Below are 18,444 nucleotides of genomic sequence, written 5' to 3'. Positions count from 1 at the left end.
GTGGTCCTTGGAAGTTCTTTTTTTAGCGAAAACGGTTGGTTCTACGAGTTTGAAAGCGATTGGGTACTTCATTACGGACAGCTACCCCTGTGGTGCGTTCCTGCACCGCTTGTTTGGTGTTCTCACGAGAAATACTGAGCATAATGCCCATCGAAAACATCATGACAAGCAAGGAGGAGCCACCAAAGCTGATAAATGGAAGCGTTACGCCAGTGATTGGAATTGTTTGGGTTACACCGCCGATGTTAATGAAGGCCTGAATGGCGATCAAACCCATGATACCGGTGCCTACCAACGTTCCGAACGGATCATGGCAACGCAGAGCAATGATCATGCCTCGCCAAATGAAATACAAATATAGCATCAGGAATATGGCTGTTCCGATAAATCCGAATTCTTCACCAATTACAGAAAAGATAAAATCATTAAATGAATTAGGAAGATAGTGAAGCTTGATAATACCTTTACCAAATCCTGACCCGTTTAAGCCGCCTTCACCTATAGCTTGCAAGGACTGTACCAGATTGTATCCCGTTCCTTGTCTATATTTCTCGGGATTAAGAAAGGCCTGAAAGCGTCCGATTTTGTAATCTTGCTTGGCAGCAGCTTGTCTATCTGTGGTTCCAGAATCTCCTCCAAACAACGACCCAATACCAAATACAATGGAGGCGCCTAGCACGAGCAGAACAATTGATGCTGTAATATGCTTGACACTGGCTCCCCCGGCATAAATAATCAGACCACTCGTAGCAACCAAAATGAAGCAGGAGCCTAAATCAGGTTGAAGCATGATGAGTCCTGCAACACAGCCTACAATGACGGTTACAGGTATGTAGCCAGTCCGCAGATCTCTAAAGCGATCTCCTTTTTTGACAATCAGTGCAGATAAGTAAAGAATGATGGAAATTTTCGCAAGCTCCGTTGGCTGGAAGCCAACACTACCAAACCTGAGCCAGCTTTTTGCGCCGTTAAGTGAGCCTGTAAAAAGAACGATGATTAGCAGTAATATAGTTATGAAAAATAAAGGTACAAAAAGCTTTTTATATTTTTCCATCTTAATATTCATAGCTACCAACATAATAAAAAGTCCAAGTACAGCAAATGCAGATTGGCGCTTCACAAAATATAAAGAGTCAAAATTGTATTCTTTATTCAGCAAAGCTACGCTGGAGCTGGAGCTAAATACCATAATTACACCGAATCCAACCAGTAACAAAGTGAGGATCAGCAATTGGAAATCCGGTGTGCCTCTTCTTCGAGTCTCCGGCTTCGTATTTCTCATATCAGCTTCCCCCGGTATTCGCCACAAGGTATATTCCTCGCAGACGTTATCATTTTATCGTTTACCCATTTTATCATATTATGTTTGATGGGCTTCTGCAACCTCCCTGGAGCAACAGATATCACAACAATTCCATATCTGCTACAATAGGATAAAAATGAAGACTTGAAAGCAGCGGTGCATACGTGGTGACGCTGCATGATGAATCGGGAACTTGCCCGGTGCTTTAAAAGGAGAGGTGGAGCATTATGACACAACATGCGATAGACAAGACCTGGTTTGACCAGTTGCAAGAAAATATGGTGGAGTGGCGTAGACATTTACATAAGAATCCCGAAATTTCCTTTCAGGAAAGCAAAACCGCAGCTTTTGTAGCGGATAAGTTGGAGAGTTGGGGAATCGAGATTCGCCGTCAGGTAGGGGGACACGGTGTTGTAGGCACCATTCGTGGTGCTAAACCCGGGCCTGTCGTCCTGCTGCGTGCCGATATGGATGCTCTTCCTATTCAGGATGAAAAGGAATGTGAATATCGCTCCAACGTAGACGGAGCCATGCATGCTTGCGGCCATGATGGACATACATCCGCGCTACTTGGAACGGCTTACTATTTCAGTCTGAATCGGGACGAGCTGCAAGGAGAAATTCGGTTGTTGTTCCAACCTGCGGAGGAATTGCTGCCTGGCGGAGCGGTCAGTGTAATAAAGGATGGTATATTGGAAGGTGTGGACGTCATTTATGGTATCCATTTATGGACACCTTTTCCTGTCGGAACGGCTGGGAGTTGTGCAGGGCCGCTGATGGCGGCGGCAGATGATTTTTATATTGAAATCACAGGTAAGGGTGGGCATGGTGGGATGCCTCAGTCCACTAATGATAGTGTCGTGGCGGGCTCAGCTCTTGTCATGCAATTGCAAAGTGTCGTAAGTCGTTCAGTCGACCCATTACGACCTGCCGTGCTGACGGTGGGAACCATCCAAGGGGGCTCTGCGCAAAATGTGATCGCAGAAACGTGTCGCTTGAGTGGAACGATTCGTACGTTTGATGAGGAGACACGAACGGTGATGAAGGAGCGACTGCATGAGGTAACAGAGCTCACAGCCGCAACATACGGTACAACAGCACAGGTTCGCTATATTATGGGATACCCACCAGTTGTCAATGACGCACATGAAGCATCTCGTTTCTTTAATGAAGCAAAATCTGTTTTCGGCAAGGAGAATGTACAGGAAGCGTCGAAGCTGATGCCTGCTGAAGATTTTGCGTATTATTTGGAACGTGTGCCAGGTTGCTTCATGTTCGTAGGAGCGGGTAACCCAGCTAAAGGAGCGGTTTATCCACACCATCATCCTAAATTTGACTTTGATGAGGATGCTATGATTAACGCGGTTCGGTTGTTTATTGCGATGTCTACGGGATACGCTGCGGAACGAAAAGCAGGGGCAATTAAGGGCTAAAATGAGTTGAATTGGGAACGGTTCAATCTGGAGTATGAGCTGAATGAAATGGGGTACCCTACTCTTGAAAAGGAGGGAGTACCCATGAAAAAGGTTCAGGAAGTTATGACTAAAGAATGCGTAACGGTTACCCCGCAGGACAATATTTATGAAATTGCGGTCAAAATGAAGGACAATGATACTGGTTTTATTCCGGTTGTGGAAAGCGAAGGCAGTGATAAGTTGATCGGCGTAGTAACGGACCGTGATCTTGTCGTTCGCGGTTATGCGGCTAAAAATTCGGGTTCGGGTTCAGTCGATACGGTTATGACGACAGGTATTCGTACAGCCAGTGCGGACATGTCGGTGGACCAAGCAGCTGAACTGATGGCGGAGCAGCAAATCCGTCGGTTGCCTGTGACGGAAGGAGACCGTCTGATCGGGATTGTCTCAATCGGGGATTTGGCTGTTCGTAATATTTTTGCAGACAACGCTGGAGAGGCGCTTAGTCATATTTCCGAGCAGGTCCACTAGAAGAATAATTAAGGTAGGCATTTGTTGGGGGGTCTTAACCCCGGGCGTTAAATCAGGAGTTCAACCCGAATATGGGTTGGACTCCTTGCTATTCTGGTTGATATTCGAATAAACGGATAAGCTATTTATTATATAACTGAATCAATTTCATAATACCTTTAGCTGCTTCAATCAAAACTAGATATAGATCAAAATGATTCGATTTGTCTGTATCTAATTACAACCACCAAACTTTAATGAGTTATGAAATTGATTCAACTTTAAAATGATGTATTGTTAGATTATCAGGAGGTAGTCATGAATCCAGATCATCCTTGTATTGTACAACGTGATTTTACCGTTCTGCTGGAAATGGGCTTGCCCGGTTCGGAATGGGCTCGTTCACAGTTGCAGATTTATGCGGAGCTGGTTAAAAGTCCGTCCGCTTTTCATACATACCACATCACTCCACTGTCTTTGTGGAATGCAGCTGCCCTCGGATGGAGTGCTGAGGACATTCAAAATAGTTTGTATTCCATGTCCCGTTGGGATATTCCACGTGATTTGTTGAATGATATTGAACAGCTCGTTTCTCGTTATGGGACGTTGACGCTTTCACGAGGTACGAAAGAAGACGGAGGTATAAAGACAGGGAAAGCCAACAGCTATACAATAGGTGATCACTTGATCTTGGCAGCAGAGACCCCCGCTTTACTGGATGAGCTACTGACCAAGCAAGAGCTAAAACAGCTTGGTTTACTTCGCGTTGATGAGGAAAGCGCATCGGTCCCGCCCGAAAATCGGGGCTTGCTCAAGCAGGAATTAACTCGCTTGGGATATCCCGTTGTGGATACGGCAGGCTATCTTGAAGGGAATCAGCTTAGTTTTACCTTGGGAAAGGGACAAACGAAGTTGCAGCTTCGTGATTATCAAGTAAAGGCCGCTGATGCGTTTGAAGGAGCGGACGGCTTAGGGGGTAGTGGTGTACTGGTGCTTCCATGCGGAGCTGGAAAAACAGTGATAGGCATGGCGGTGATGAATCGGCTTCAGTGTGAAGTGCTTATTCTAACATCTAATACTACTTCTGTACGGCAATGGGTAGAAGAATTAAAGCAAAAGACGGATATTTCTGCCGATTCCATCGGGGAATATAGTGGTCAGAAAAAAGAAGTGCGCCCGATTACGGTGGCAACATACCAAATTTTGACACACCGTCGCACCAAGGATGGGGATTTTGAGCATATGAAACTGCTGAGTGAGCGGAAGTGGGGACTCATTATATATGATGAGGTTCATTTGCTGCCCGCGCCAGTATTCCGGGCGACGGCTGACATTCAGGCTACCCGTCGTTTGGGGTTAACGGCCACGCTGGTTCGAGAGGATGGTTGTGAACGGGATGTGTTCTCTTTAATTGGGCCCAAACGGTATGATATGCCATGGAAGGAGCTGGAGCGACAGGGCTGGATCGCTCAGGTCGATTGTGTGGAGTTGCGGCTTCCAATGACAGCTGAACTTTTGGAGCGCAGTATGCGTGCTGAGGGCAGACAGCAGTACCGAATTGCAGCCGAAAATCCGATCAAACTGGAGGCGGTGCGTAGCCTGATGCAGCAGCACAGTGGTTTGCCCACGCTCATTATTGGTCAATATTTGGACCAGTTGCGTACATTGGCTCAGGAGCTCGGTGTCCCACTGATTACGGGTTCAATGAGCCAGACGGAGCGGGTGCGTTGGTTTGATGCATTCCGCAAGGGTGCAATTCGGACCCTATTGGTGTCCAAGGTTGCAAACTTTGCGGTGGATCTGCCGGATGCAGCAGTAGCCATAGAGGTATCGGGCAGCTTTGGCTCTCGCCAGGAAGAAGCGCAGCGACTGGGACGCATTTTGCGACCAAAGTCAGGCGAGAATAAAGCTTATTTTTATGCTCTAGTGACGGAGAATAGCAAGGAGATGGATTTTGCAGCTCGTCGTCAGCTGTTCCTGATTGAGCAAGGCTATGAATATGCGGTTCGCAGATTTAGTGTGACAGAGGCTATTGGAAGCAGGGATGCTAAGTCTGGAGATCGTGGAAAGAAAAAGGAGGCCTAATCAAGAATGGGCGTAACGAACACGCAAGACAGCTGGAATGAGCTTTCATCGGATGAGCTGCTGGTACTTAGACGATGCTTTATTCGGCACGCGGGACAGCCCATGAAGGAAGAAGAACCTATACAGCTTACCCGGGGATCGTTAAGCGGAGTCGAAACGAAACTGGCACTGCGTGGATTACGTGCCCGGGGCTGGCTGGAGGCTGTTACCAAATCGTGGGGCGAACGAATTTTATATATCCCGGTTTATCGACTACCGGATCTGTACGATATGTTGTTAGAGGAAAATCCAATGAACATGATGCATTCGGATCATCCGATAACGGTACATGAATCAATGACAGGCCTGGAGTCGGAATTGCTGCATGCGTTGTCACGTATTGCAGTACAGGGCGTCCCTTTGACGGCCAAAGGAACCATACATAAGCGATCATTGCAAAAATTGAATGAACTGACCCCCTTTCGCCCGGAGGACCTGATGGGTCTTGGGTTGCATTATGCGCATGCAGAGCTGTATCCTGTGCAAACGGTGGTCATGATGGATTTGCTACTCAGTTTGGGGCTGTTAGTGAAAGAAACGGTGTCTTTTCGCATTCAGGAAACGGAACTGGCGACTTGGATTCGTTTGTCTGCTTGGCAAATGCGCAAGCATATTTTTGCTACACTCATGGAAAGATACGGCAAGGCCGAAGCATCCATGCAGCATTTTCGCTATATGCTGTGTGCCGTCTCCCAGTATATGGGAATAGAAGGGTGGATATCTATCAAGTGTCTGCTGCAATGGATGCTTCAAGTAGGCCTAATCCAGCAGGAGAGTACGAGCGGAGCTGATTCCAAGAACGGCGCCCTTTTAGACCTTATTCCTACAACCTCAAATCCGGAAGGGTTTGCGGGAGAAACGGGTTCTGATTTTAATTTTAATGGATCTTTCATGGAGGGATTGGAGGGTTGGCTGAAGGCCCTGACTGCGTTTGGAATGGGTGATTGGGGCCAGACTGCATCGGGTAAACTGTGTTTTCGCTGGAATGTATCTGTGTTAGACATGCTTCGTCCCAATAATTACGAGGATACAAATCAAGAACAAGGTACTTTTTATGTACAACCTGATTTTGAAATATTGGTTCCGCCAGATGTGGCATATGATGTGCGCTGGCGACTGGAATGCTGCTGTGAACGTGTGACAGGAGATCGGATGGCAATATACCGGATCACCAGAGAAAGTGTTACAGAGGCAATCGAGTTAGGGATGGAAGCTAAAGCAATTCCTGCTCTACTGGACAAGTTCAGCCGGACAGGCGTGCCTGATCATGTACGTATGGCGGTAGAACAGTGGGCAGGCGATGTCGGACGGACGGCATTTGCAACGGTAACACTTTTGCGATGTAGCACACAGGAGGATGCAGACATGGTTGCACGCCATCCCGCGCTGGAAGGATTGCTGGAACGGCTTGGCGACAAGGACTTTATTATTCCGGCGAGCTCTGTTGTCAAAATACGAAAAACGCTTGCTGCAATAGGATTAGGTCCACGTCGTGAACCCGAAGGTGTGGACGAGCCAGCTCATCATTATCCACTGATTTCGGAAACAGAGAACATAAATTCAGGCAGCCTCAACAGTGAAATGGAGTCCGAACCTATTCAAGCCCGTTCTATATTTTCCCAAGAGGGGAGAGCAGGTTTGGTTTATACAGGGCGAACGCTGCACTTTTACGAACAAGAGCATACACTGCCTGATCCGTCTGACTATTTTCCAGAAAGATCTACAGTCCCCTCCTCATGGACAAAAGAATGGAGGAGTTACCATACTTCCACTGCCCGGCAGTTGATCGAGCAAGCGATTCGTTGGCAGGCTGCTGTGGGGCTGCGAATCGGTGGGAAAGAGGTTAAATGGATACCGGAGGCGGTGGTTTCCGGTGCACCATGGAGTGTCACAGGCTGGTATGCCTCAGGAAGGGATGACGAAACACTTTCTCCTGCGACCTTACAGCCAAGTGAATGGTCAGACATGCGCTTGCTGGTTCCTTTTACATAGTAGGGCCAGGAAGTGCATGAAACTCCTTCTTCTCAAAAGAAGGATGTGGTATGATAAATGAGTCTACTTTTACAGGGTAGAACTTTATATAAAGTGAGATGAACATTCATGAGCGTAGCCGAATTGAACACGGTCAATATGGCAGAAGTGCTTATTAACGCCTATGAATTGGGCGATATGGTCAACCGATCCTTTGAGGTATCGGATTATTTATATTGGAAACAGCGTGTGGAATTGAATCCGTCTATTCAGGCGTGTGTACGCAAGCTGGATGCCAAAAAGGAGCTATTCGCGGAAACGGAGCGTTTTGGGCATTTTCATCCGAACTATCATGAAGCGAAGGATGCAGTGCAGGTCGTTGAGCTGGAACTGGAACAATTCGTGGATGTTAAGGAGTTCAAACGAGCCGAAAAGGCGCTGGATGATATGCTTCATGCCATGTCTGAAACGATTGCATATTCCGTGTCCGAGACTATTAAGGTGCCGAGCAACGATCCGAATGTGAAAAAAGGCGGATGTGGCAGCGGAGGGAAATGCTCCTGTGGATAGGTCATAGGAATGATACCGAATGGAGGGGAGATGAAGCGAATGTTTGCCGAGCGGACAGGGTACATCATTTGGGTAAGCGATATCAAGGCTGCCCGCAATCTGGAGAAATACGGAAATGTCCACTTTATTTCAAAGCGTATGCATTATGTAGTGATATATATGAATGCGGATCGGGCAGAAGACACCGTTAAAAATATTCGCAGACTTTCCTATGTGCGTAAGGTCGAGCGCTCTTTTCGAAATGAGATTAGGACGGATTACAACGACGATAAGGAAAAGATGAAAGAATATGAAATATAATCTCAAATGTCTATAAATTGTAAACTTTTCTTGAAAGGTCAGCCTACAGGCTGGCTTTTTTTTGTGAAGTCAGGACTTTTGCATAATGGTCTTGATGCTGTTAGACCTAAAAAATCTTAAATATCACCCATAAACTTCAATTTTGTAACTTGTAGTCCCGGGTCTGTTGAGGTAACATATGAATATATTGGTAGATATAAAGACCTATCTGGTGGGGAGAGTGATCCCGTGCGTGACAAAGCAATGCAGCGATGGAGTACATACGAACCGTTCTACGTGGAGATGGGCGATAAAAAAGTCGCCGATATCGTGATAACAAATCATGCGAAAACACGTTACTTAGATCGGGTAGAGCAGAAACAGTCCGAGACGAATCATATCGCCGCCTGGCTTTGGGAATGCCTGAAGCAAAACAGGATGGAGTCCTATTATCATAACGAAGAGGATGTATATTTAATTGATGGTGATCTGGTCGTCGTGGCCGAATTTGGAGAGTTGCCCGGCGAGATGGATATTGCGGGGAATCCGCTTCACAAAATGATTGTCATTACCTTTTTGGGCCGGATGTCGGAGACCATTGAATTAAGGGATTTGAAGTCATACTATTCATGGTTACGCCATTCGCGGCGCATGACACTGATGAAAAGCACTCGTAAGCAAAAATAGACGGTCATTTGGAGAACGGCTTCAGATGAAAAAATCTCCAAACTTCTTGAATACCGTTAAGTTTAAGTAGAAAGTATGCAGTTATTAGCTGCATGCTTTTTTTATTTTCCAATAATAAAACTACCCAATTCAGTAAGTTTACTTGGAAATGCTTTCGACAGACGTTTTTCTTATGTTAAAATAGGGAGAACAGAGGGGAGAGGGCTGTCAGTATGAACTTTCATCAGTTGCACATTTTTTATACCGTAGCGGAACGCGGGAGCTTCTCGGCGGCGGCACAAGCGCTGCATATGACACAACCTGCGGTGACGATGCAAATTCAGTCTTTGGAAGATTATTTTGGCACGAAACTGCTGCAACGTTCGACTAAAAAAATCGAACTTTCAGAGGCGGGAGCGACACTCCTGCCTTTTGCGAAAAAAAGCATGCAACTGATCAGGGAAGCTGACGAGGCGATGTCTGCTTTTACTCACATGTTGGAGGGAAGATTGCATATTGGCGCCAGCCTAACGATTGGTGAGTATATTGTACCCAGAATGTTGGGACCGTTTGGTCAGGAATACCCTCATATACGCATGGCGATGAATGTGATGAATACAACTCAGATTATGGATGATATACTAAAACATCAGCTGAATTTAGGACTGATTGAGGCCCCAGTCCAGCATCCGGATATCGTGGTGGAACCTGTGATGCAGGACGAACTGAAACTGATTGTGCCTTCAGGACATGCGCTGGCCAAGGCTAAAAAAGTGGTTCTGGAAGATGTGTTCAAGCATCCTTTTGTAGCCAGAGAAAAGGGATCTGGTACACGTCAAGTAATAGAAGATGAGCTGAAAAATCGTGGTATGGATGCCTCCCGACTTGGGATTGTAATGGAGATGGGGAGCACTGGAGCGGTTAAATCGGCGGTGGAGGCTGGACTGGGTATTACCATGCTATCACCTTCTTCGGTGAAGCATGAAGTTGCGCTCGGATTATTGAAAATTGTAAATATTTCAGATATCACGTTCAAACGAGAATTTTATGCAATTCATTTGAAGTCGGCGTTGTTGCCGATTCCGGTAGTAACCTTCCTGTCTTACTTGCGTCGTCATGATCAGGGAACGGACGTCCTGGGGGACTCGCAGGACGAGCTTGCAAAGGTGAAAGAGAAGGAGGATGTATAATGAAGGAGCAGATTAACGTAAAACGATATGATTTACACACACACACCCAAGCATCTGACGGAATGCAACCACCTGCAGATAATGTGCGCTGGGCCAAGGAAAAAGGACTGGCAGGTGTGGCCATTACAGATCATGATACGGTAGCTGGCCTGGAGGAAGCTCTGGAAGAGGGAAAACGCATAGGAATTACTGTGGTGCCGGGAGTGGAAATTAGTACTCGAGCTGGCGATAAGGATATTCATATACTCGGTTATTTTATGGATTACCACAATAAAGTGTTTTTGGAACGGTTGGAAAAGCTTCGCCAGGCACGGGATACCCGTAATGATTTGATTTTGAGTCAATTGCGTAGTCTGGGTGTGGAAATCACACTGGGTGAAGTGGTGGCTACGATGGGCAGACCGCTGGCACCAGATGAAAGCATTGGACGTCCGCATATGGCGGATACGCTGGTTCAAAAAGGATATGCGAAGGATATGCGGGACGCGTTTGACCGTTACTTGGCGGAAGGAGCGCCCGGATATGTGTCTGTACCCCGTGTAGAGCCTGCGGAGGCCATAAACTGGATTCGTGAAGCAGGAGGGGTACCCGTGGTGGCCCACCCTGGCTTGTACGGAAATGATGAGCTGGTTCGTTCTATTATAGAGGAGGCGAAGCCTGCGGGCTTGGAGGTGCGACATTCGGACCATGATGCTGAGGCTGAGAGCCGATATACTGCGATGGCGGCGCAATATGGCCTCATTGCAACTGGCGGCTCGGATTTTCACGGCGCGCGTCAAGGTGTTATTTTTCACGGTGATCTGGGTAGCCGTAGTGTGGAAGGGCAGGTAGTCGAGGAATTGAGGAAGGCTGCTATTGGACAAAAGTAAATAAAAAGCCCCTTGCCTTATGCATGGAACACAAGAAGTGTACCGTGCAAAGAACAAAGGGCTTTTTTTGTGGGTTCAACAGGCTAGTAAGATTTAACCGTTTTTGATGCGATTCGGCAGCTTTTTGACTAGTTCCTCATCGGGTGTAATGAAAAGCGTACGCTGATGGTCGTAGATGACAAAGCCAGGTTTGGCTCCGCTAGGCTTACGTACATGTCGAATCAGGGTGGCGTCCACAGGTACACTGCTGGACTGCTTGGCCTGACTAAAATAAGCAGCGAGTTGAGCTGCTTCCTCCAGCGTCGCATCTCCGAATTGCTCAGCACGTATAACGACGTGTGACCCCGGAATATCCTTTGTGTGCAGCCAGGTGTCATTTGGTCCGGCCAGTCGATTTGTTACATATTCATTTTGCAAGTTGTTTTTGCCAACCAGTAACTCGATACCTTCGGATGATGTATAGACGTGCAGGGTTGGACGGTCGTTTTTCTTCTTTTTCTTTCCTTTTTTGACCCGATCTCTGAGATAGCCCTGCTGAACCAGTTCTTCACGTATTTCCTCAATGTCATTCATAGAGGCATGGGCTAGCTGCTGAAGAAGACTGTCCATATAACGGATTTCTTCGTGCGTTTTCTCCAGTTGTTCGTCAATGACAGCTAGGCTGTTTTTATATTTGTTGTATTTTTTAAAATACCGTTGCGCATTATCCGACGGGTTGAGTAGTGGGTCCAGTGGGATGGACATTGGACGCTGTTCCTCATCATAAAAGTTGATGATCGTCACTTCTTTGTCCCCTTTTTTCACCTCATGCAGCGAAGCGAACAGCAACTCTCCATAAATGCGAAATTGATCGGCATCTTCCGCCTCGGCCAAATCCTGTTGGAGATAGTCGAGTTTTTTTACGTTTTTACTCCGCTCATTTTGCAGAAACCGCAGTAGGTCACTGACCTTTTGCTTAACCGTATCCCTTTCTGCTTTTTCACCGAAGAAGTCTTCCATACACTCACTGATCGTAGCGTACTCCTTACGTTCTCCTTGGATCAACGTCAGTGGAATGGCTGAGAATATCACTTTATCTTGTGCGTTTAGTCCAGATACCGGCTGAAAACGATGGTTCCGCACGTCATCCATGATGTGACTGAATGTACTCCATAGTGAATGATCACTATCACCAGATACTTCATTAGTTACTCGAGTTAGTATCTCTTCAGCAATGAGGGGACTGAGTCCAGTAAAAGTGTTCACGATCCAGCGTTTGGGAGCTTCTCCGGCCTCGAGTGCTGTTTGATACGAGGATATGAAAGCTGCCTCTTCTGTTTCTAGTGGATTTAGCTTGTTTTGTTCAGGAGGCTCCGTGTATTGAAAGCCGGGCATAATGACCCGATAGCTGCTAATAGACGGTGTAACATGATGAATGCCATCTAGCATCACGCCTGTTTCCGGGTCAAGCAAAATAATGTTGCTGTGTCTGCCCATCAGTTCAATGATAATTCGTTTGAGTGAAACATCTCCCAGTTCATCACGTTGACGTACATCCATGTGAATAATACGCTCCATGCCCACCTGCGTGATTTTCTCAATAACGCCTCCTTCGCAATGCTTGCGAAGAAGCATACAAAACATAGGGGCTTCTGTCGGATTAAGAAAGCTTTGTTCTGTAAAATGTACACGCGGGAAGGTCGGATTAGCTGACAGCAGCAGCTTTACGCTTCCGCCTTGTGCCCGCAGATTCAGCACGATATCGCGATCGTTTGGCTGATGTATTTTATTAATGCGCCCGCCTCGGATGCCTTGCAGTTCGTGTACGATAGCGCGGGTTACGATTCCGTCCAATGCCATAATTATGTTCTCCTTTGAAGCAAATGTATTTTCGCCTTCCTACTATGATACATAACTTTGGGACAAAACTTAAGCGGCTTTGTGATATTTCAGATCCTGTCCGAATAGATTGAATCTAGAAAGTCTGTCCAGCTTATCAGCAATCGCGGCACAAAAATATAATAACGGGCAGCCATCCTACGCACAACCGACGGAAGCGGACTATCTGACCGGGAGGGAATTGGGGAGAATGGAACAAGCACACTGGCACCAATTAAGCAATGAACAGCTTTCAACAAGTCTGGAAGTCGACCCGAAGCAGGGTCTTTCGGAGGAACAGCTTGCGGAACGAAGAGAAAGGTCAGGATGGAATGAGCTGAGCGAGGGGAAGCGAGTTTCGGCAATCTTGCTGCTGCTCAACCAGTTCAAGGATTTTATGATGCTTGTATTGATGGGAGCGACCCTGATATCCGGCCTGCTTGGCGAGTATTTGGACGCGATTACCATTATTGCTATTGTTGTACTGAATGGAATTCTTGGCTTTGTACAGGAATTCAGAGCTGAGCGTTCATTGCGAGCTTTGAGACAACTATCGGCTCCGACGGCCAAAGTGTTGCGGGGCGGAAAACGAATTCAAGTTCAAGCCAGAGAACTGGTACCGGGTGATATTGTGCTGCTGGAAAGTGGTGATCGCATTCCCGCAGATGTAAGGTGGTTGAGTACGAACGGCTGTGATGTAGAGGAGTCCGCCCTGACAGGTGAATCGGTTCCGGTGAGTAAGCATTGCCGCCCTATTCATGCCGCCGAGGTACCACTTGGGGATCAAAAAAACATCGGTTTTATGGGCACGATGATGACTAGAGGAACCGCACAAGGAATAGTTATACGTACAGGTATGAGTACCGAAATGGGTAAGATCGCAGACTTGATAGAAAATACGGAGTCGCAGGAGACACCGTTGCAGCACAGATTGGAGCAATTGGGCAAAATTTTGATTATCGTAGCGTTGGCGCTAACGGTGCTCGTTGTCGTAGCAGGCATTTTACATGGACAGCCAGCCATGAGCATGTTCTTGGCCGGAGTGAGCTTGGCTGTGGCGGCTATACCGGAAGGGTTGCCAGCTATTGTGACGATTGCGCTCGCATTGGGTGTGCAGCGTATGATTAAACGAAAGGCGATTGTGCGTAAGCTGCCTTCTGTTGAAACGCTCGGCTGTGCATCTGTCATTTGTTCCGACAAAACGGGTACCCTGACCCAAAATAAAATGACGGTTACCAAGCTATGGCTGGACGGCCGCTACTGGGGAGTTACGGGAGAGGGCTATGACCCTCACGGGCATATTATGGATAGAGACCTTCCTGCCGATCTTAAAAACGGACAATCTCTGCGTAGACTGCTGCAAGCCAGTGTGCTTTGCAACAATGCGGAAATTGTTCAAGCCGATACAGAGGAGCTACGTTCGAAAAAGAAAACCAAAGAGCCGACGCCGTCCTCCGTTTGGGAGCTAAAGGGTGATCCGACGGAAGGAGCGCTGGTCACGTTAGCTGCCAAGGGCGGAGTCACGCGACAAGGGCTATATGAGCTATACACAAGGGAGCGAGAATTTCCTTTTGACTCGGATCGGAAGCGAATGTCGGTACTCGTACGCCACCAGGGAGGACACATTGTCTTTGCCAAAGGTGCACCGGATGTATTGCTGGGCCAGTGCTCCTACATTTTATGGGAAGGAAATGTCGTTCCGTTAACGGGTACGCTGCGCCAAAAGGTACTGGCAGCTAACGAAGGAATGGCCTCGGAGGCGCTACGTGTACTTGGTGTCGCTTACCGTGATATCCGCTCGCATGAGCGTGTCTCCACGGTTGAGGAGGCTGAAGCACAACTGATCTTTATCGGGCTGACAGGCATGATTGATCCGCCACGTCGCGAGGTTCGCGAAGCCATTGGCAAGTGTCGTCGTGCTGGCATTCGCACTGTGATGATTACCGGAGATCACGGTACAACTGCAGAGGCCATTGCACAGCAGCTGGGCATTTTTCAGCGCGGATCCCACGTGTTAACAGGACAGGAATTGTCTGCGATGGATGATGCGTCGCTGGACAAAGCCGTTGATACCGTCTCTGTATATGCACGGGTTTCGCCGGAGCACAAGCTACGGATCGTCAAGTCACTGCAAAGGCGCGGACATGTCGTAGCCATGACTGGAGATGGCGTCAATGACGCTCCAGCGATAAAGGCGTCGGACATCGGCATTGCAATGGGTATTACAGGAACGGACGTGACCAAAGAAGCGGCTGCGCTTGTTCTGAGTGATGATAATTTCTCTACGATTGTAGCCGCAATTGAGGAAGGACGGAATATTTACGAGAATATCCGTAAATTTATCCGTTATCTACTCGCCTCCAATGTGGGTGAAATTTTGACGATGTTTTTTGCCATGATGGCCGGGCTGCCATTACCTTTGTTACCGATCCAGATTTTATGGGTGAATCTGGTGACAGATGGCCTACCAGCGATGGCTCTGGGGGTGGACCAACCAGAAAAGGATCTCATGGAGCACAAACCTCGTGGCGCAAAGGAAAATATTTTTGCTCGTCGACTGGGCTGGAAAATCATTAGTCGTGGCTTGTTGATTGGTTTATGTACGCTAGCGGCCTTCTGGCTGACATTACGTATTGCACCGGATGACGCAGGACAACTGATCAAAGCACAGTCCGTTGCCTTTGCTACGCTAGTTCTGGCGCAGTTAATTCATGTGTTTGATTGCCGCAGTTCCCGTTCTATTTTCCATCGTAATCCGTTTCAAAATAGTTATCTTGTGCTTGCCGTGCTGTCTTCAATAGTACTAATGCTAGTGGTTATGTACGTGCCTATGCTGCAACCTATTTTCAAAACGGTACCGCTCGGTTTGCGTGAGTGGGCGCTATCCATTGTCGCAGCTGGGATTCCGACGTTTCTGATGGGAGCGGGAAGTGTGTGGGGCGGTCGACGCAACCGTCGTCGCGGCGGAAATACACACTTTTCAGCGGGACGTACGAAGTTTTCATCCTAGAAATCGGGTTATGCATATCGCATCGCTTTCCCACTATTGCCCTGTATGATATCATGGGATCAAAGCTTCATGAGGAACATGACATCAGCAGCAACGGCGGAGGTAAGCTATGGAATTCACAAAAATGAACGGTCTAGGTAATGATTTTATCGTTTGGTTTGGGCATCAGGAGTTGCCGTCTGACGCCTCGGAATTAGCTGTTCGGCTATGTGATCGACATTTTGGTGTTGGCGCCGATGGGTTGGTATATATATTGCCATCAGAAAAAGCGGATTTCTGCATGCGCATTATTAACTCGGACGGCTCAGAGGCCGAACAATGCGGTAATGCTATCCGTTGTGCTGCCAAATACGTATATGACCGTAAGCATATCAACCGTGAACAGATCACGATTGAGACGCTGGGTGCAGGTGTACAGCAGGTCGAACTAACTGTAGAGAATGGACTTGTTCGTATGGTGAAGGTAGATATGGGAGAGCCAATTCTTGAGGGTTTGAAGATTCCGACTACTCTGGATCTGACTAGCGTAATTAATGAGCCCATTGAAGCTGGAGGAAGTGGTTTTCGCTTTACGGCTGTATCTATGGGGAATCCGCACTGTGTCATTTATGTGGAGGATGCGCCAAGCTTTGATCTGGAAGCCTGGGGGCCAAAGCTGGAATGCCATCCGTTATTCCCTAAAAAAACAAATGTTGAGTTCGCCACGGTACGTAGCCGTAAGCATATAGATATGAGAGTATGGGAGAGAGGAGCCGGGCCGACGCTAGCTTGTGGAACCGGAGCCTGTGCTACGCTTGTTGCTTCTGTACTAAACGGATATAGCGACCGCCACGCCATTGTAAGCCTGAAGGGCGGCGATCTGGATATCGAATGGAGCGAGGAAGATAATCACATATATATGACGGGTCCGGCTGAGATCGTGTACGAAGGTCGTCTGTTCTGAATCATGTGACTATAAAGATAACGTGCAACTACTTATGAATCGTATAGAAGTGAGTGAAAAGAAGACCTTAGTAGGTCTTCTCAGATTGTCGAGAAACCCCGTCATTTTGAGACGTGGGTTTCTTTTTTACATCATAATGCTCTGGTCTCTGGAGAAGCAGGGGGGGTACCCCTGTTTCTCCAGGCGAGCTAGGTGGATCGCCATCTTCTTCATGTTCTGCACGGCTGCCGTCATAAGGGCTTGTTCCCTGACGTTTGGAAGACCGCGCAAACGGCAATAGCGAAACCCATGGAGCTCTTTGGCATCCGCGAAGCTTCGCTCAATCGTCTCTTTTCGTTTGCGGTACAGCTTTTTACCAGATGGGCTCAGCCGGTTGCTCCGTACCCACTCTTTGCTGTCTTCCCAGACATGCCGAGTCACCACTTTGCGGTGGTTTCGAGACTGGGTACACTGACTTAGCAGTGGGCAATGCTGGCACTGAGCTGGGTCAGAGGCATACTGCCGGTATCCCTTACGGTCCGTCGTTCGGTAGGGCAGTTCCTGTTGGGCTGGGCATCTATACGCATTGCGTTTGGCATCGTATTCAAACTTCCATTTCGGAAACAGTCCTTGTCTGGGATGGAATCTTCGGTGAGCAATCACGGCAAAAATCTTTCGGTTCTGCAAACCTCGGCAAATCGGCGTTGTTAAATAACCTGAATCTAGTGCAACAGCTTCTACTTGAAAACCAAAACGTTCTCTTTGGCGATCCAAACGGGACAAATAGGGGACAGAATCATGTACATTCCCCGGTGTCACATGCACGTCCGTAATCAGATTGTACTTCATATCCACCGTGCGGTGGTCCAGATAGAAGAAGCCTTCGGGCTTGCCATCACGGATCATATAGCCGCTGTCCGGGTCTGTTTTGCTCACTTTAATTTCTTTTTCTTCGTTCACTTCCTCTCGGGATTTTAAGGCTTTTTTCCGTGGTTTCTCCGGTCATCCTTCACCGCTTCGTTCAGCTCGTCCATATAGTCTTTAGTATTCTGCAACACTTGTTCTTTGGTGTACTGGTGCCTGTTAGCATTGGCTTTGACGTGTGTGGAATCGGTGACGAGAACACGCCCACCCACCATTCGGTGAGAGATCGCCTGCAGCACAATTTCATCGAAGATATCTTGAAAGATCGTGGTGTCTTTAAAGCGAGTGCGACGATTCCAGCTCATCGTCGTATGGTCCGGAACTTTATCCGTTAAGCCCAACCCCAGAAACCAACGATAAGCTAGGTTCGTCTGAATTTCTCGCTCGAGTTGCCGTTCTGAGCGAATGCCATAGAAATAACCGAGAAAGATCATTTTAAACAATACGGTAGGATCAATGGCAGGACGCCCGTTGTCTGCACAATACAGTGGTCGAACTTTATCATCGATAAACGAAAAATCGATATACTTATCTACTTTGCGGAGCAAGTGATCTTGAGGAACCAGATCTTCGATGGAAACAAATTCGTAGGATTGTTGTTTTTCGCGGTTGGAGCGTAGCATATCAACACCATCCGTTCTACAATAGTTACCTATATTATACAACATTAACGCGGTGTCGTCTTAAACAAAATTAACATAAAATAGGCTGTCGAGACTTTCTCGACAATCTGAGAAGACCTTAGTAGGTCTTCTTTTTTTGGACTTAGATGCCCCTGTATACAAGGAATATGATGAACAAAGCAACATTCTGTCTTTTTTTGGCGCCTGAACG

General features: G+C 47.4%; 14 protein-coding genes. 11 read left to right on the top strand and 3 right to left on the bottom strand.

Going from position 1 to position 18,444, the window contains the following annotated elements:
- Positions 1-22 precede the first annotated feature (22 nt).
- Positions 23-1,282, bottom strand: coding sequence for a putative lipid II flippase FtsW (gene ftsW, locus MHH57_RS15470; protein WP_342434282.1), 1,260 nt, complete (start codon positions 1,280-1,282; stop codon positions 23-25).
- Between the two features lie 248 nt (positions 1,283-1,530).
- Here ftsW and MHH57_RS15465 point away from each other — a divergent pair, with 248 nt between their 5' ends.
- From MHH57_RS15465 to MHH57_RS15425, 9 genes are all read left to right on the top strand, one after another.
- On the top strand, positions 1,531-2,736 hold the full coding sequence (locus tag MHH57_RS15465; protein ID WP_029517641.1) for a M20 family metallopeptidase: 1,206 nt from the start codon (positions 1,531-1,533) through the stop codon (positions 2,734-2,736).
- An 84-nt stretch (positions 2,737-2,820) separates the two neighbouring features.
- On the top strand, positions 2,821-3,249 hold the full coding sequence (locus MHH57_RS15460) for a CBS domain-containing protein (RefSeq protein ID WP_029517640.1): 429 nt from the start codon (positions 2,821-2,823) through the stop codon (positions 3,247-3,249).
- A 297-nt stretch (positions 3,250-3,546) separates the two neighbouring features.
- The gene (locus MHH57_RS15455) at positions 3,547-5,313 is read left to right on the top strand and encodes a DNA repair helicase XPB (RefSeq protein WP_029517639.1); all 1,767 of its coding nucleotides are present in this window, start codon (positions 3,547-3,549) and stop codon (positions 5,311-5,313) included.
- A 6-nt stretch (positions 5,314-5,319) separates the two neighbouring features.
- Positions 5,320-7,344 (top strand): helicase-associated domain-containing protein, encoded by a 2,025-nt coding sequence (locus MHH57_RS15450; RefSeq protein WP_342434281.1) that lies wholly within the window; start codon positions 5,320-5,322, stop codon positions 7,342-7,344.
- Positions 7,345-7,452: 108 nt separating this feature from the next.
- On the top strand, positions 7,453-7,893 hold the full coding sequence (locus tag MHH57_RS15445) for a YlbF family regulator (protein ID WP_013310906.1): 441 nt from the start codon (positions 7,453-7,455) through the stop codon (positions 7,891-7,893).
- Between the two features lie 39 nt (positions 7,894-7,932).
- Positions 7,933-8,193, top strand: coding sequence for a YlbG family protein (locus MHH57_RS15440; RefSeq protein WP_029517637.1), 261 nt, complete (start codon positions 7,933-7,935; stop codon positions 8,191-8,193).
- A gap of 228 nt (positions 8,194-8,421) precedes the next feature.
- Positions 8,422-8,859, top strand: a complete 438-nt coding sequence (locus MHH57_RS15435; RefSeq protein WP_025717787.1) for a hypothetical protein — start codon at positions 8,422-8,424, stop codon at positions 8,857-8,859.
- Between the two features lie 212 nt (positions 8,860-9,071).
- Positions 9,072-10,028, top strand: coding sequence for a selenium metabolism-associated LysR family transcriptional regulator (locus MHH57_RS15430; protein WP_029517636.1), 957 nt, complete (start codon positions 9,072-9,074; stop codon positions 10,026-10,028).
- Positions 10,028-10,897 (top strand): PHP domain-containing protein, encoded by an 870-nt coding sequence (locus MHH57_RS15425; RefSeq protein WP_342434280.1) that lies wholly within the window; start codon positions 10,028-10,030, stop codon positions 10,895-10,897. Before MHH57_RS15430 ends, MHH57_RS15425 begins: the two co-directional genes overlap by 1 nt.
- Before the next feature lie 93 nt (positions 10,898-10,990).
- Here the strand turns inward: MHH57_RS15425 and MHH57_RS15420 are convergent, their stop codons facing one another.
- Positions 10,991-12,736, bottom strand: coding sequence for an NFACT RNA binding domain-containing protein (locus MHH57_RS15420; protein ID WP_342434279.1), 1,746 nt, complete (start codon positions 12,734-12,736; stop codon positions 10,991-10,993).
- 229 nt (positions 12,737-12,965) lie between these two features.
- On the opposite strand from MHH57_RS15420, the gene MHH57_RS15415 reads away from it, so the two are divergent.
- Both MHH57_RS15415 and dapF read left to right on the top strand, forming a co-directional pair.
- Positions 12,966-15,764, top strand: a complete 2,799-nt coding sequence (locus MHH57_RS15415; RefSeq protein WP_342435179.1) for a calcium-translocating P-type ATPase, SERCA-type — start codon at positions 12,966-12,968, stop codon at positions 15,762-15,764.
- Positions 15,765-15,873: 109 nt separating this feature from the next.
- Positions 15,874-16,707 (top strand): diaminopimelate epimerase, encoded by an 834-nt coding sequence (gene dapF / locus MHH57_RS15410; protein ID WP_029517632.1) that lies wholly within the window; start codon positions 15,874-15,876, stop codon positions 16,705-16,707.
- A 126-nt stretch (positions 16,708-16,833) separates the two neighbouring features.
- On the opposite strand, the gene MHH57_RS15405 is transcribed toward dapF, so the two are convergent.
- A protein-coding gene (locus MHH57_RS15405) for an IS1182 family transposase (protein WP_342434278.1) occupies positions 16,834-18,233 on the bottom strand; the annotation gives its coding sequence in 2 pieces (ribosomal slippage) (positions 16,834-17,666 and positions 17,666-18,233; 1,401 coding nt in all).
- Positions 18,234-18,444: the final 211 nt, after the last annotated feature.

This window comes from Paenibacillus sp. FSL H7-0442 (assembly GCF_038593105.1).
GTDB classification, from domain to species: domain Bacteria; phylum Bacillota; class Bacilli; order Paenibacillales; family Paenibacillaceae; genus Paenibacillus; species Paenibacillus polymyxa_D.
This window is presented reverse-complemented; position numbering and strand designations above follow the sequence as displayed.